The organism is Sphingobium phenoxybenzoativorans (genome assembly GCF_001757355.1).
GTDB classification, from domain to species: Bacteria; Pseudomonadota; Alphaproteobacteria; order Sphingomonadales; family Sphingomonadaceae; genus Sphingobium; species Sphingobium phenoxybenzoativorans.
This window is the reverse complement of record NZ_MINO01000002.1, coordinates 53,788-67,813: the sequence shown is the minus strand read 5'-3', so window position 1 is coordinate 67,813 and position 14,026 is coordinate 53,788. Positions and strand designations below refer to the sequence as shown.

Annotated in this window: 14 protein-coding genes; 4 read left to right on the top strand and 10 right to left on the bottom strand. The window is 63.8% G+C overall.

The window, feature by feature from the left end:
• The 3 genes from BHQ40_RS01735 to rimP form a co-directional block, all read right to left on the bottom strand.
• Entirely contained in the window at positions 1-684 is a 684-nt protein-coding gene (locus BHQ40_RS01735; RefSeq protein WP_083276627.1) for a DUF448 domain-containing protein, read from the bottom strand.
• Between the two features lie 144 nt (positions 685-828).
• On the bottom strand, positions 829-2,433 hold the full coding sequence (gene nusA, locus BHQ40_RS01730) for a transcription termination factor NusA (protein WP_070151554.1): 1,605 nt from the start codon (positions 2,431-2,433) through the stop codon (positions 829-831).
• Between the two features lie 11 nt (positions 2,434-2,444).
• Positions 2,445-2,969: a ribosome maturation protein RimP gene (gene rimP, locus BHQ40_RS01725; protein ID WP_070151552.1), complete on the bottom strand. Its 525-nt coding sequence runs from the start codon at positions 2,967-2,969 to the stop codon at positions 2,445-2,447.
• A 246-nt stretch (positions 2,970-3,215) separates the two neighbouring features.
• Between rimP and BHQ40_RS01720 the strand changes: the two genes are divergently transcribed.
• Together BHQ40_RS01720 and BHQ40_RS01715 are read left to right on the top strand one after the other, a co-directional pair.
• Entirely contained in the window at positions 3,216-4,349 is a 1,134-nt protein-coding gene (locus BHQ40_RS01720; protein WP_070151550.1) for a PQQ-dependent sugar dehydrogenase, read from the top strand.
• Positions 4,350-4,545: 196 nt separating this feature from the next.
• Entirely contained in the window at positions 4,546-6,171 is a 1,626-nt protein-coding gene (locus BHQ40_RS01715; protein WP_070151548.1) for an NAD(P)/FAD-dependent oxidoreductase, read from the top strand.
• Between the two features lie 190 nt (positions 6,172-6,361).
• Here BHQ40_RS01715 and BHQ40_RS01710 read toward each other — a convergent pair whose 3' ends face one another.
• Positions 6,362-6,547: a hypothetical protein gene (locus BHQ40_RS01710; RefSeq protein WP_070151546.1), complete on the bottom strand. Its 186-nt coding sequence runs from the start codon at positions 6,545-6,547 to the stop codon at positions 6,362-6,364.
• A 315-nt stretch (positions 6,548-6,862) separates the two neighbouring features.
• On the bottom strand, positions 6,863-8,155 hold the full coding sequence (glmU, locus tag BHQ40_RS01705; protein ID WP_070151795.1) for a bifunctional UDP-N-acetylglucosamine diphosphorylase/glucosamine-1-phosphate N-acetyltransferase GlmU: 1,293 nt from the start codon (positions 8,153-8,155) through the stop codon (positions 6,863-6,865).
• A gap of 183 nt (positions 8,156-8,338) precedes the next feature.
• On the opposite strand from glmU, the gene BHQ40_RS01700 reads away from it, so the two are divergent.
• On the top strand, positions 8,339-9,025 hold the full coding sequence (locus tag BHQ40_RS01700; protein ID WP_070151793.1) for an HAD family hydrolase: 687 nt from the start codon (positions 8,339-8,341) through the stop codon (positions 9,023-9,025).
• Positions 9,022-9,783, top strand: a complete 762-nt coding sequence (locus BHQ40_RS01695; protein ID WP_070151544.1) for an enoyl-CoA hydratase/isomerase family protein — start codon at positions 9,022-9,024, stop codon at positions 9,781-9,783. The genes BHQ40_RS01700 and BHQ40_RS01695 overlap by 4 nt, the downstream gene beginning before the upstream one ends.
• Before the next feature lie 9 nt (positions 9,784-9,792).
• Here BHQ40_RS01695 and BHQ40_RS01690 read toward each other — a convergent pair whose 3' ends face one another.
• The 5 genes from BHQ40_RS01690 to BHQ40_RS01670 form a co-directional block, all read right to left on the bottom strand.
• The gene (locus tag BHQ40_RS01690; protein ID WP_070151542.1) at positions 9,793-10,518 is read right to left on the bottom strand and encodes a GDSL-type esterase/lipase family protein; all 726 of its coding nucleotides are present in this window, start codon (positions 10,516-10,518) and stop codon (positions 9,793-9,795) included.
• 144 nt (positions 10,519-10,662) lie between these two features.
• A complete protein-coding gene (locus BHQ40_RS01685; RefSeq protein ID WP_070151540.1) occupies positions 10,663-11,706 on the bottom strand; it encodes an acyltransferase family protein in 1,044 nt (347 codons plus the stop codon).
• Between the two features lie 130 nt (positions 11,707-11,836).
• Entirely contained in the window at positions 11,837-12,877 is a 1,041-nt protein-coding gene (locus tag BHQ40_RS01680; RefSeq protein ID WP_070151538.1) for a nucleotidyltransferase domain-containing protein, read from the bottom strand.
• Positions 12,874-13,737 carry an HprK-related kinase A gene (locus BHQ40_RS01675; RefSeq protein ID WP_070151535.1) on the bottom strand — a complete coding sequence of 288 codons (864 nt, stop codon included), beginning with the start codon at positions 13,735-13,737 and terminating at the stop codon, positions 12,874-12,876. Before BHQ40_RS01675 ends, BHQ40_RS01680 begins: the two co-directional genes overlap by 4 nt.
• On the bottom strand, positions 13,734-14,015 hold the full coding sequence (locus BHQ40_RS01670) for an HPr-rel-A system PqqD family peptide chaperone (RefSeq protein ID WP_070151533.1): 282 nt from the start codon (positions 14,013-14,015) through the stop codon (positions 13,734-13,736). Before BHQ40_RS01670 ends, BHQ40_RS01675 begins: the two co-directional genes overlap by 4 nt.
• Between the last annotated feature and the right edge of the window lie 11 nt (positions 14,016-14,026).

The window sequence follows — 14,026 nt, the reverse complement described above, 5'->3', positions numbered from 1 at the left end:
TCAAACCTGATCGGCTGCCACGCCCCCGCCGGCATCGACTCCGTCCATTCCGGTCGAAATCGCGCGCGAAGGCGCCCCATTAGCGCATCCGAGATAGCTTTGCCAGCGGCCAAGGACGGCCGCCAGGCGGCCGGCCGCCCGCTGATCGGTCACCGCGACATGGACGACATTCTCACGGCCCATCGCCATAGATAGGGCGTCCCGCTCCAGAGGCAAGACGATGCCCGCCAGATCGCTGCCCTCGGCCTCCTGGCCGACGCGCAAAGCCTGGTCGAGTTTCCGGCTGCCATCCGGGCGCGCATCGGCCGCATGGAGCAGCATGACGACCTGCCCCCGCCGCGCCGCGACGTCGATCTTTTCCGATCCCGTCACCAGCATCGAAGCCCGCGCCTCCAGCCCCAGCCGGTCCAGAACCGCCTGTCGCAATGCCGCGTCAATCCGCTCGGGCAGGTCAGATTCCAGCGTAAAATCGCCAGTCTTAAACGCGCGCGCCAGCCCGCCCTTCAGCTTGCCGTTGGCGAGCGCCTTTTCCAGCTCCGCACGGGACACGCCGATCCACGCGCCACGGCCGGGGGCCTTGGCGCGGACATCGGGCGCGACCTGCCCGTCCGGGCCGAGCGCAAGGCGCACCAGCCCTTCGGGATCAGCGCGATCACCGGATATTACGCAACGGCGCTCCGTCATATGCGCGCCTCCCTGCCAAAGCACAGTGTTCCTGCGAACGCAGGAACCCAGGGCCTCCAGACAAGATGGATGCGCCAAGCAACCTGGGCTCCTGCTTTCGCAGGAGCACGAGCGCCTACCGTCGCTAAGGCGGTTTTCAGCCTATCATTGGGGAGTTTCCGCAACCGCGTCCTCCCCGGCTTCCGCTTCCTCGTCCGCAAACCAGTGCGCGCGAGCGGCCATGATGATCTCGTTACCCTGCTCGTCGCTGAGGCCATATTCGGCGAGAACGCCGCCCTTGTCCTCCTGCGCCTCGCGGCGGCGGCGCTGGTCGACGCGCTTCTTCTGCACCAGTTCGTCGGTGGCGAGATCGGCCAGATCGTCGAGCGTCTTGATGCCCGCCTTGCCCAGCGTGACCAGCATCGCCTCGGTCAGGTGCGGCATGTCGGCTAGTGCGTCTTCGACGCCCAGACCGCGGCGTTCCTCGCGGGCGGCGGCTTCGCGGCGCTCCAGCGCTTCTTGCGCGCGGCTCTGCAGTTCCTCGGCCAGTTCGTCGTCGAAGCCTTCGATCGAGGCCAGTTCGTCCAGACCGACATAGGCGACTTCTTCCAGCTCGCCGAAGCCCTCGGCCACCAGAAGCTGCGACAGCGTCTCGTCGACGTCCAGTTCGTTCTGGAACATCTCCGACCGTTGCACGAATTCCTTCTGGCGCTTCTCGCTCGCGTCCGCCTCGGTCATGATGTCGATCGCCGAACCGGTAAGCTGGCTGGCGAGACGCACATTCTGGCCCCGGCGGCCGATGGCGAGCGAGAGCTGATCGTCGGGAACGACAACCTCGATCCGGCTCTCATCCTCGTCGATGACGACGCGGCTGACAGTCGCGGGCTGGAGGGCGTTGACGACGAAGGTCGCCGTATCTTCCGACCAGGGAATGATGTCGATCTTCTCGCCCTGCATTTCCTGCACGACAGCCTGCACGCGGCTGCCCTTCATGCCGACGCAGGCGCCGACCGGGTCGATGCCGGAATCGCGGCTGATGACGCCGATCTTCGCGCGGCTGCCCGGATCGCGGGCGGCGGCCTTGATCTCGATGATGCCGTCGTAGATTTCCGGCACTTCCTGCGCGAACAGCTTCTTCATGAAGTCGGGATGCGCGCGGCTGAGGAAAATCTGCGGCCCGCGGTTTTCGCGGCGGACGTTGAGGATGATCGACCGGATGCGGTCGCCGACGCGCACGACCTCGCGCGGGATCTGCTGGTCGCGGCGGATGACGCCCTCGGCCCGGCCAAGGTTGACGACGACATGGCCGAACTCGACCGACTTGACGACGCCGGTGATGATCTCACCCACGCGGTCCTTGAATTCCTCATGCTGGCGCTCGCGCTCGGCGTCGCGGACCTTCTGGAAAATCACCTGCTTGGCCGACTGGGCGTCGATGCGGCCTAGGTCGATCGGGGGCAGCGGATCGACGATGAAGTCGCCGATGGCGGCGCCCTTCTGCAGCTTCTGGCCCTGCTTCAGGTCCACCTGCTTGAAATAGTCCTCGACCAGTTCGACCACTTCGACCACGCGCCACAGGCGCAGGTCGCCAGTGTCGGGGTCCAGCTTGGCGCGGATGTCGTTCTCCGCGCCGTAGCGGGCACGGGCCGCGCGCTGGATCGCGTCTTCCATCGCCTCGATGACGATGGACTTGTCGATCATCTTCTCGCTGGCGACGCTGTTTGCGATCGCGATCAGTTCGGCCCTGTTGGCGGAAATGGCGTTGGCCATCGTTGGAACCCTTATCCTTCCGTTTCGATTTCGTCCGCGCCCTGCGAGGAAAGCGGCATGGTAGCAGAAATGAGCGCGTCGGTCAGCACCAGCTTCGCGCTGTTGATATTGGCGAAGGCGATGACGACCTCGCCTACCTTGGCATCGTGCAGTTCGACGTCCTCGCCCGTCAGTCCGACGAGCAATCCCTTGAACGTCTTGCGCCCCTCGACCGCGTCATGCGTGGTGATCCGCGCCTCATGCCCGGCCCAGTCGGCAAAGTCGTGCAGACGTGTCAGCGGCCGGTCGATGCCGGGGGAACTGACTTCCAGCCGGTAGGCTTCCTCGATGGGATCGGTCTCGTCCAGCAGGTCCGACAGGCGGCGCGAAATCGTCGCGCAATCCTCTATGACCAACTGCCGCGTGTCCGGGCGCTCCGCCATGATCTGCAGCGTGCGCTCGTCGCCTGACCCGAACAGCTTCACGCGCACGAGATCGAAACCCAGGGCCTTCACCTCCGGTTCGATCATCTGCGTCAGTGCGGCGATATCCGCCATCGGGTCTCCGTAAGACAGGTAGGTTCGTTGCCACCGGTCCCTTTCGGAGCCGGCCCTTCATGTTTGACGATGTAGGTAAGCAGGGGCGATATAGGCAGACATGCAATGTTACGCAACTGATTTGCGCGACAGTCATTATCTCCTTCACGGAATCCCCAACTCCGTTCGGGCTGAGCTTGTCGAATCCCTGACTTTTCTTAAGAAGTACGGCCCTTCGACATGCTCAGGGCGAACGGAGTTGAGATTATGCGAAAAATATCGGCAACCGCCCTCCCCCTGATCCTTCTCGCCTGTTCGGCCGACAACGCGACCGGCCAGAATGCACCCGCCGCGGACAAGCCGTTCAGAACGTCCATTATCGCCGACTTCGACTCCCCCTGGGCGATGACCTTCATGCCCGACGGCCGCATGCTGGTGACGGAAAAGGCCGGCGAAATGCTGCTGTTCGATCCCAGGAACGGCACGAAAATTCCCGTTTCCGGCATTCCGAAGGTCGATAGCGCTGGCCAGGGCGCACTTATGGATGTGGTTCTCTCGCCCCAGTTCGACAACAACCATATGGTCTATTTCAGCTTTTCCGAGGCAGGCGAAGGCGGCAAGGGCGTGGCCCTCGCCACCGGCAGGTTCGATCAGGCGAGCGACGGCACGACGAAGCTGGACGGCGTGAAAGTCATTTTCCGCGGCGATCCCAAGGTGGATGGCAACGGCCATTATTCCGGCCGTATCGCCTTCTCGCCCGACGGCCGCTACCTGTTCTTCACCAATGGCGACCGGCAGAAATTCGATCCGGCGCAGGACCCAAAGTCGACGCTGGGCAAGGTGTTGCGCCTCAATCCGGACGGCACCGCCGCGCGCGGCAACCCGCTATCGTCCAAGGGGTTCAACCCGGCCATCTGGTCCTACGGCCACCGCAACCTGCTGGGCATCGCCTTCGATAGCGACGGGCGGCTGTGGGAGCAGGAGATGGGGCCGCAGGGCGGTGACGAGATCAACCTCATCAAGCCCGGCCTCAACTATGGCTGGCCCAAGGCGTCCAACGGCACGCATTATGACGGCCGCGATATCCCCGACCACAAGGCCGGGGACGGTTTCGAAGCCCCGAAGGTCTGGTGGAATCCGGCCATCTCCCCGGGCGGCCTCATCTATTATAGCGGCGCCATGTTCCCGCAGTGGAAGGGCTCGCTGTTCCTGGGCGGCCTGTCGAGCCAGGCCCTGATCCGCGTGAAGATAGACGGCGAGAATGCATCGAAGGCTGACCAGTGGGACATGGGTGCCCGCATCCGCGAGGTCGAACAGGGACCGGACGGCGCGCTGTGGTTGCTGGAGGACGGGGGTAAGGGATCGCAAGGGCGGCTGCTGAAACTGACGCCTGTGGGATAGATCGCGGTGGGTATTCCTACACCATTAATCGTCATTCCCGCGAAAGCGGGAACCCATCTCTCCCCATGCGACCAACTTGCCCAAGGCATGTTGGGTCCCCGCATTCGCGGGGATGACGAAATACACAGAGCTGAGTAAAAACGACTCCACCCATCCTTATGGCATAACCACTCCCAACCCGCTAAAGGCGGCCGCCATGCTCCGCCTCTCCGAGATCAAACTTCCGCTCGGGCACCCGCCCGAAGCTCTGCGCTCTGCCGTGCTGGAGCGGCTCGGCATCGCCGATGAGGCACTGATCGATCTCGCCATCGCCCGGCGCGCCAATGATGCGCGCAAGAAATCCGCGATCCTCATGGTCTATTCGATCGATGTGACGCTGGCGGACGAGGCGGCGATACTGGCGAAGTTCGCCAACGACCCGCATGTCAGGCAAACGCCGGACACTGCCTATCGCCCCGTCGCTGACTTCCACGGCGTGACGCGCGACAAGCGCCCGGTCGTCATCGGCGCCGGCCCCTGCGGCCTGTTCGCGGGCCTCATCCTCGCGCAGATGGGCCTTCGCCCGATCATCCTGGAACGCGGCAAGGTGGTGCGAGAGCGGACCAAGGACACATGGGGCCTGTGGCGGCGCAGCGAACTGAATCCGGAATCCAACGTACAGTTCGGCGAGGGCGGCGCAGGCACCTTCTCCGACGGCAAGTTATACAGCCAGATCAAGGACCCGCGTTTCCTTGGCCGCAAAGTCCTGACCGAGTTTGTAAAGGCAGGCGCTCCGCCGGAAATCCTGACCGAGGCGCATCCGCACATCGGCACCTTCCGCCTCGTCACTATGGTGGAGAGCATGCGCCGGACGATCGAGGAACTGGGCGGCGAATACAGGTTTGAGCGGCGGGTCGAGGACTTTGATATCGAGACCGCGCCGGACGGGGCGAGGCGGCTGCGCGGTCTGCATCTTCATACCGGCGACTATCTGGCCGCCGATCATGTCGTGCTCGCGGTCGGCCACAGCGCGCGCGAGACGTTCCGCACGTTATACGAGCGCGGCGTCGATATCGAGGCGAAGCCTTTCTCCATCGGCGTCCGCATCGAGCATCCGCAATCCTGGATCGACAAGGCGCGCTTTGGCCCCTGCGCCGGACACCCGGACCTCGGCGCAGCGGCGTACAGCCTGTCTCATCACTGCAGCAACGGCCGCACCGTCTACAGCTTCTGCATGTGTCCAGGTGGCCGTGTGGTGGCCGCGACATCGGAACCCGGCCGCGTCGTCACCAACGGCATGAGCCAATATTCCCGCAAGGAGTTCAACGCCAATTCCGGCATCGTCGTCGGCATCGACCCACAGCGCGACTATCCCGGCCACCCGCTCGCGGGCATAGATTTGCAACGCCACTGGGAGTCCCTCGCCTTCGTCGCGGGCGGGTCAAATTATCAGGCGCCGGGGCAGAAGGTCGGCGACTTTCTGGCCCAACGCCCGTCGAGCGAATTTGGCGAGGTGCTGCCCTCCTACCGGCCGGGCGTTCACCTGACCGACCTGCGCCAGTGCCTGCCCGATTTCGCGACCGATGCGATCCGCGAGGCCCTGCCCGCCTTCGGCCGCCAAATCCCCAACTACGATCATCCCGACGCAGTGATGACCGGGGTGGAGACCCGCACCTCCTCCCCCATACGCATCAGCCGGGGCAAGGATTTCCAGAGCGTCAACACGGCCGGCCTCTTCCCGGCGGGTGAAGGGGCTGGCTTTGCGGGCGGCATCCTGTCCGCCGGCGTGGACGGCATCAAGGTCGCGGAGGCGGTCGCCGAGCGGATTTTGGCTGAGGGGTGAGGACTGGAATCCGGCGTGTTCCTGCGAACGCAGGAACCCAGTTCGAACGGCGGGCCTGGACTCCTGCCTGCGCAGGAGCACGCTTACGGTAGGGAAAAACCTGAACCGCGTTCGCTTCGAGCACAGTCGAGAAGCCTGCGCCTGTTCCCGGACAAGCTCGAAACGAACGGAAGCGAGAGAGAAACCGCCCCTATTCGTGCGGGCGGATCGTGCGGTTCAGGGTCTCGACGACCTCCGCGATCGGCTCCGTCACCGTTACGCTGCGTCCCTCGCCAAAGCGGATGCGGGTGCCGTCCGTAACGGATGAGATGAAAGTGACCTGCGAGGCATTGACTGCCGTTTCGACCCGATCGACGCCGACGAACATCACGATCATATCGCTCTCCTATTATATTGGGAGAGCATCCTAGGGCCTTGGACGGCAATTACAAACGGTTCGGGGAGGGTTTTACCGCGATCTAGAGGATCGTGCTCCTGCAACCCGAAGGGCGGCGAAGCCAACGCAGGAGTTCACATCAAACGGTGGAACTGGGCTCCTGCTTTCGCAGGAGCACGCCACACCCCTCCGTTCGCCCTGAGCGAAGTCGAAGGGCACGCCTGAACGAAGTGAAGGCACTTCGCTGCGCTCAGTAGAAGGCTTCGACAAGCTCAGCCCGAACGGATTAAGACGCACGACCCGCTTGAAAATACTCTACTTCCCGGCCTTCTTCGCCGCCATCGTTGCGCGGAATTTCGCCGCCCAGCCAGCGATCACCGCCTGCTTGCCGCGCGCCACGGCGAGCGCATCGCCCTCCACATCCTTGGTCAGCACTGATCCCGCGCCGACGATCGCACCGTCGCCGACCTTCACCGGCGCGACCAGCGCGCTGTTGGAGCCGATGAACGCTCCCGCGCCGATTTCCGTCTTATATTTCAGGAAGCCATCATAATTGCAGGTGATCGTGCCCGCGCCGATATTGGCGTTCGCGCCGACGCTGGCGTCGCCGATATAGGAAAGGTGATTGGCCTTCGCGCCTTCGCCCAGCACCGCCTTCTTGATCTCGACGAAGTTGCCGACCTTCGCCTTGCGGCCGATGTCCGCGCCGGGCCGCAGCCGGGCATAGGGGCCGATTTCCGCACCTGTCCGCACGGTCGCCCCCTCGATATGGGAAAAGGCGTGGATGACGACATCATCCTCCACCGTCACGCCGGGACCAAACACGACATTCGGCTCCACCACGACATCGCGGCCCAGCACCGTGTCATGGCTGAAGAATACCGTATCCGGCGCGACCAGCGTCGCTCCGTCGCGCATCGCCGCCAGTCGCCGCTGCACCTGCCACGCCGCCTCGACGCCCGCCAGTTCGATGCGGCTGTTGACTCCGGCCACCTCGATCGCGTCCGTCTCGATCACCGCGCTCTGTCCGCCCGGCAGCATGACGATATCGGGCAGATAATATTCGCCCGCCGCATTCTCATTGCCAATGCTGTCGAGTAGCACGAACAGATCGGTCGATCGCACCGCCATCAGGCCCGAATTGCAGAGCGTCACGGTGCGCTCGGCCTCGCTCGCATCCTTAAATTCCACCATCTTCTGAATGACGCCCTGCCCGTCCGCGATGATCCGGCCATAGGCGGCGGCATCGGCGGGGCGGAAGCCCAGCACAACGGCGCGCGGCTCGTCGCCCCGGTTCAGGCGGTCAACCATGGCCTTCATCGTCGCGGTGCTGACCAGCGGCACATCACCATAGAGGATCAGCACATCGCCCGCGAACCCGGCCAGCGCGTCATGCGCCTGCGCAACCGCATGCCCGGTGCCGAGCTGCTGCTCCTGCACGGCGACGGCGACGCCCATGCCCGCAACTGCGGACTCCACCTGTTCGCGCCCGGCGCCGACGACGACCACCTGCCGTTCCGGGGCAAGCTCAGCGGCGCTCGCCAACAGGTGCAACAGCATCGGCCGCCCGGCGACCGGGTGCAGCACCTTGTGCAGCGCCGATTTCATCCGCGTGCCCTGCCCGGCGGCAAGGATGACGATGGCAAGGGGACGATTGGGGGTAGAGGTCACTTATGCATTCCTGTTCTGCCCATTCCCCCGGATATAAAGCCCCGAAGGCGGGAAAAAGATGCCGCCCCTCTGCCATGTTTGGCTTGCCTTTGCCACAGGGCTGAAGGCATGGGCGGCGGCATGGCGCAAATCCCTTTCGATCCTATCCCGTTCGATATTGTGGGCTTCGACCTGGATGGAACATTGTTCGACACCAGCGGAGACCTGGCAGCGGCCGTGAACTATGCCATCGGCAAGCTGGACCGGCCGCCTTTCCCCGTGACGGAGATCAAGCCCTTTGTCGGCAAGGGCGCCAAGGTGATGCTGGAGCGGGCGCTGACGGCATCCGGCGGATGCACGGCCGAAATGCTGGCGGACTCGCTCCCGGTGCTGCTCGACTATTATGAGCAGAACCTCGCCATCCACACCCTCCCCTATCCCGGCCTGCTGGATGCGATGGACGCTCTGGAGTCGGCTGGAGTGAAGCTCGCCATATGCACCAACAAGGCGGAGCGGTTCACCGTGCCGCTGATGAAGCAGATCGGCCTTGCCGACCGGTTCGCGTCAATCGTGGGCGGGGACACAGTGGGCGTGTCGAAGCCCGACCCTGCCCCGATCCAAGCGATGATCGCACGGGCGGGCGGCGGGCGCTGCATCTTCCTGGGCGACACGATCAACGACATTGCGGGCGCGCGCAACGCAGGCATTCCCAGCATCGCGGTCAGCTTCGGCTTCGTCGACGGCGCGATAGAGGATCTGGGCGCGGACGCAGTGATCGACCATTTCGATGAGTTGGTGCCCCTGCTCGAAAGCTGGCCCCGGCCGTGACGCTGCGGCTGGAGCGGGAGGGTGCGATCGCCCGGCTGCTGATCGACCGGCCGGAACGGCGCAACGCCATGAATCAGGCGATGTGGGAATTGCTGCCCGTTCTGGTGCGGGAGGCGATGGAGGACGATGCGGTGCGCGTTCTCATTCTCGCTTCGGCCACACCCCGCATGTTCTGCGCGGGCGCGGACATCGGGGAGTTTGCGGAAAAGAGCGGCGGGGAAGACTGGCGCGTCGCCAATCAGGCGGCGATCCGCGCCAGCCAATATGCCCTCGCCCATGCACCGAAACCGGTGATTGCTGCGATAGATGGCGATTGTGTGGGTGGCGGATGCGGCCTTGCCATCGCCTGCGACCTGCGGATCGCATCGCCAGACGCCCGGCTGGGCATCACGCCAGCGAAACTGGGCATCGTCTATTCGCTGTTCGATACTAGGCTGCTGGTCGATCTCGTCGGCCCGGCGCGCGCCAAGCGCATCCTGTTTACCGGGGCGCTGGCATCGGCGGAGGAAGCACTGACGATCGGGCTGGTGGATGAGCTGGCGGTCGATCCGATGACTGCGGCGATGGCGCTGGCTGAGACAATCGCCGGAAATGCGCAGCATGCAGTGCGCTCGTCCAAGGCAATCATCCGCTGCATCCTTGACGGGCAGACGGACGACGACGCCGAAACGCTGGCGATGTTCCGGGACGCCTTCACCAAGCCGGACTTCGCCGAGGGTGTCGCCGCCTTCCGGGAAAAGCGCCGTCCTTCATTCTGAAGCAGCGCCTCAGTCGCGGCCCGCCAGCGGTTCGCTCAGGCATTGCCGCACCCTCTCGACCGGCAGATCGCTTTCCAGAGCGCCCCGGATGACGCCGGCCACCCGCCTATATCCTTCCGGGTTGAGGTGCACCCCATCAGCCACATAGAAATTGCCGGGCCGGCCCCTTGTCAGCAGCATCGGCACGATATTGACGTAAGCCGCATCCTTGCGGGCGGTGATCAATGCGCGCGCGGCGCTATTATAGCGGGTCTGTTCCGCAAAACTCGCCCAGCGCGTCGGGCTGGGCTTGGTGGATATGAAGAAAAGCGGCGTATGGGGAAATTTCCGATCCTTGACGGCTAGAAACGCTTTCAGATTGGCGATTTCCCTGTCCGCATTGCTGCCCTTGGCGATGTCGTTCTCGCCCGCATAGAGCATGATCGCCTCTGGCGGCTGCACCTTCTCATCCGCCTCGAAATGCCTGATGATCTGGGGGAATACTGCGCCGGCGATCCCGCGATTATGCGTCGTCCACGGGGCCATGTCCTGCGCCAGCGAGGTCCAGTAATTGATGGTGGAGCTGCCCACAAACCATAGCACGCACCGGCCCTGCCGTCCGCCGCCATCCGGCAAAGGAGCCGAAGCGAGCTTCTGCATAGCGTAATAGCGATAGCCCGCCCAACCGCCGATGATGATCAGAAAGACGCATATCGCGGTGAATGCCTTCCCGGCCTGCGAATTTCCTTGCCGCACCCATGCTTCCCCGTCTCATCGGCTCGCGCCGGACATTCGGCGGCTCCCTTTCCGCTTTAGTGGCCGGAATAAGCTTACCGAACAATGAGAAGTGGCAGGTGAATGCGCGCGCTGCACTATACTTTCGTCTATTGCGCGCAGAAATCAGGCCGGATTGTCCGCCGTTCGGGGCGTGATCGGCACCTGCGCCCGTTTCCATCGCGGCATGGTGAACAACCATCCGCACCGCATGCGCAACAGGCCGATATGGATGGCGAGGCACAGGGCGACGGTTATGGCCGCAAGCGCCGGCGTGTAGACTATCGCCAGCGGGTGGGCCGTGCTCAAAGACCCTAGCGCGCGGACGGACGCCCCGCCCAGAATCGCAACGATCGGGAAATGCATCACATAGACGGGCAGCGTCCGCCGCCCCAGCCACCCGATCGCGGCGCTCAGGCGCGGGCTTATCTTTGCGGCCCACGCCGCGGTCATCAGGCCGATCACCAGCCCAAGCAGATCGCGGGCATAATCCGCCCAGATCGACGTGAAGTAGCGATGCAGCATGATATAGGCGAACAGCACGACGATGATCGCCCTGGACTTGCGGCGGCGGACGATCGTCAGGACCATCTCCGGGCAGCGAATGCCGATCATGTAGAAGGGCAGCAGCCTTCCCAGCGTGGGAAAGCGCCCACCCAGCACATGATCATGCGTTTCCAGGAACACGCCCAGAAGGATCGACAGGATAAGCGCGACGGGAACGGGCAGCCGGCGCATAAGCCAGGCCAGCAGGAAGGACAGGACGATAGCCCACAGATACCAGGCCAGCGTGCTCCCCATCGCAATGTCGGCAATCGGCCGCCAGCCAATCGCCTGCCCAATACCCTCATCGGGCCAGTTGGGCGCGATCTGCATCAGGATCAAAGACCATAGGAGATAGGCATAAGTCAGGGGCAGCGCGGAACGCAGCTTAAGCTGATCCTTCCCGCGCGATGCGATACCGGAAGCAAGAAATCCCGAAATCAGGAAGAATAGCGGCATTCTTATATTATAAAATACAAGCTCAACCTTTGACCAAATAAGGTCATTGTCCATTCCCAGAGAAAATATCGATCTTTCATAAATGCTGGAATGGTGCATGACCACCAGAAATACCGCCATGCCTTTGGCAAGATCTACCCATGACAGGCGATCATACTTCTGCAACATTATCCGAACCCCGCCCGACTGTCCTTGCGAGATGCCAGTACGCGGTAAACGGAATATGAAAAAATACCCTCCAGATCAGTTACTTGACCCATAATGGGTTAAGTTCTTCGGAGGCTCCCCATGCGCTAGGTCAGGCGGGGCGATGGCCCTTTCGCCATTTCGTCCAAAGGTGCCGCGCAAGCATCATCGGCGGCATCCGCAGCCAGTGCGACCGCACGAAAAAGGCGAAGCGCAGGAGTTTCCGGCTTTCCCGCCCCCATCCATCCCGCGCCAGCAAGCGCGCGATGAAAAATCGGTCGCCCCCGCGGAGGCTGTAGTCCACCGAAATGGGCGACCGGTAGGCCGTCACCGGCGTTGCGTAGAGGCGATGCGCAAGGCGCAGCGCGCGCCAGACCGGATCGGTCAGGCCGTGCGCAGCGGCCCTTTCAAAGAGCGACAGAAAGAAACCCTCATCTACCGCGGCGGCTTCCCCGCAAAGGCAATGAATATCCCAGAGATTGCGCAATCCTCCGGCCAGGTCGCCATCCGCGATCAAATGGGCGGCGGCGTGGCATATCCGGTCTTCGGCCGAAAGCATGTGGAGGCCGTGACCGATGGCTATGGCATTGGCGATCATCGCCGCGGCGTCCGGCGTCTGCCGCGCGGTCAGCGGGAGGACGGTATGATGGATATCGATCATCCGGTCCCGCTCCTTGTGGATCATCGGCGGCAACTCATGCATCCAGCGGCGGTAATAATCATCGTCATACGGGTCCGGCTTCACCCATTCCCAACCCGCGCCCAGAATGGCGGCCTCCACATCCGCCAAACGGTCGCGCGGCACCAGAATATCGAGATCGCCGATGAAGCGCCCTTCCCCCGCGCGCAGTCCGGCGGCGGCATAGGCCGTCCCCTTCAGCAAGATGACAGGCACGCCGCATGACGCCATCGCCGCGGCGGCGCGATCGGCCTCCCAAAGCGCCTGCCGCTTCTCGCGCTCGGCCTCGCCCCGCGCATCGGTCAGGATCGGCGAGATGGATGTGGGCACGGCGATATCTTGGAGCAGCACCGCCAGGGTGCCGATCAGCCTTTCCGCCCGCGCGGCCGCGATCAGCGCATTCCACTCAGCCGGAACAAGATCGGCAGCCTCGGCAGGATTGCGGAGAACCGCGACCAGCAACGCGCCACTCATGCCAGTTCCGCCCAGAGCCGGTCGATCATGCCAATGGCCGTCTCCCCACTGTCGAAATCGATGGCGCGCGCGGGAACGCCGGTTACGAAACGGGTCAACGCCGAAAATCCAGCCTCGCCCAGCGTGACATAATTTGTGGAAGCCTGGGTAAGCCGCATGAAGGCTTCGCCCTGCCCGACCTCCCTTATGTCAGGCGCGAATCCGAACCGGGGAAACAGCAGCAGGGCCGGCATCGCGCCCTCATCCATGCGCGCTACCGCCTCTGCTCCGGGCGCCAGATGCCGGATATCCCCCTTCGGCGTGTCACGCATCAACGGGCCGAACCGGCCTTCCGGCGCTTCCCGCTGCATGACGCCGATGGCCTGATTCTTCAGGCTGACCAGCCGGGGAAAAGCGAACACGCCGCCGGTCTCCGGCTCCAGCAGCGCGAATTCGTCGCCCATTAACCGCCAGCCACGTTCTCCAAGCTGGGCCGCCAATGTTGACTTGCCCGATCCGGACTCGCCGGTCATAACCAGCGCCTTGCCGTCCTTTTCGACGCATGAGGCATGGAGCAGCACATGCCTGCGCCAGCCGAGCGCCATTTGCATGTTCATGCCCATTTCCGCCGCCAGCAGGCCGTGCGCCAGCGCCATGGGGGCTGCATCCGCAAGCATATGATCGCCGCCGATAAAGACGGAAGGCCGGATGAACCGCCGCCATGGCCGGGTTGGCTCCAGCCGCACGGTAAAATCGGCGACGCCGTCCACCGGCTGCGGATAGGCCGCATAGAGCCGGGCGAGATCGGCTATGGGCTGCCGCCATGCCGATCCTATGCGGAAGGACGCAGGGCCGATCCGCAGCATGATCCGGTGCTTCATATCCTAGTCACCAGACCGAGCGAAACAAGCTCGTCCAGATGCGCCGCTATCCCTGCGCGCGCTTCGCCCGGATCGTCCAGGTCATAGTCGCGCGCCAGACGGGTTAGAATGGCGGGTACATCCGCTTCGCCTTCCGCCAATGCCGCCAGTATCTCCGGCACGGGACTGACCACGATATGCGTCTGGCCGGACCGGCGATGGTAGATGAGGGTTACATCGTCGAGCGGTTGGACGATGATGTCGGCACCCTGTTCGGCGCGATACCGGCTTTCCGCCATCCCTGCCTGGC

Coding starts and splice junctions, on each gene's coding strand:
- nusA (WP_070151554.1), bottom strand. CDS start 2,433: ATGGCCAACGCCATTTCCGCCAACAGGGCCGAACTGATCGCGATCGCA.
- BHQ40_RS01715 (WP_070151548.1), top strand. CDS start 4,546: ATGCTCCGCCTCTCCGAGATCAAACTTCCGCTCGGGCACCCGCCCGAA.
- BHQ40_RS01670 (WP_070151533.1), bottom strand. CDS start 14,015: ATGGCGGAAAGCCGGTATCGCGCCGAACAGGGTGCCGACATCATCGTC.
- BHQ40_RS01735 (WP_083276627.1), bottom strand. CDS start 684: ATGACGGAGCGCCGTTGCGTAATATCCGGTGATCGCGCTGATCCCGAA.
- BHQ40_RS01685 (WP_070151540.1), bottom strand. CDS start 11,706: ATGTTGCAGAAGTATGATCGCCTGTCATGGGTAGATCTTGCCAAAGGC.
- BHQ40_RS01720 (WP_070151550.1), top strand. CDS start 3,216: ATGCGAAAAATATCGGCAACCGCCCTCCCCCTGATCCTTCTCGCCTGT.
- glmU (WP_070151795.1), bottom strand. CDS start 8,155: ATGAAATCGGCGCTGCACAAGGTGCTGCACCCGGTCGCCGGGCGGCCG.
- BHQ40_RS01680 (WP_070151538.1), bottom strand. CDS start 12,877: ATGAGTGGCGCGTTGCTGGTCGCGGTTCTCCGCAATCCTGCCGAGGCT.
- BHQ40_RS01710 (WP_070151546.1), bottom strand. CDS start 6,547: ATGATCGTGATGTTCGTCGGCGTCGATCGGGTCGAAACGGCAGTCAAT.
- BHQ40_RS01675 (WP_070151535.1), bottom strand. CDS start 13,737: ATGAAGCACCGGATCATGCTGCGGATCGGCCCTGCGTCCTTCCGCATA.
- rimP (WP_070151552.1), bottom strand. CDS start 2,969: ATGGCGGATATCGCCGCACTGACGCAGATGATCGAACCGGAGGTGAAG.
- BHQ40_RS01700 (WP_070151793.1), top strand. CDS start 8,339: ATGGCGCAAATCCCTTTCGATCCTATCCCGTTCGATATTGTGGGCTTC.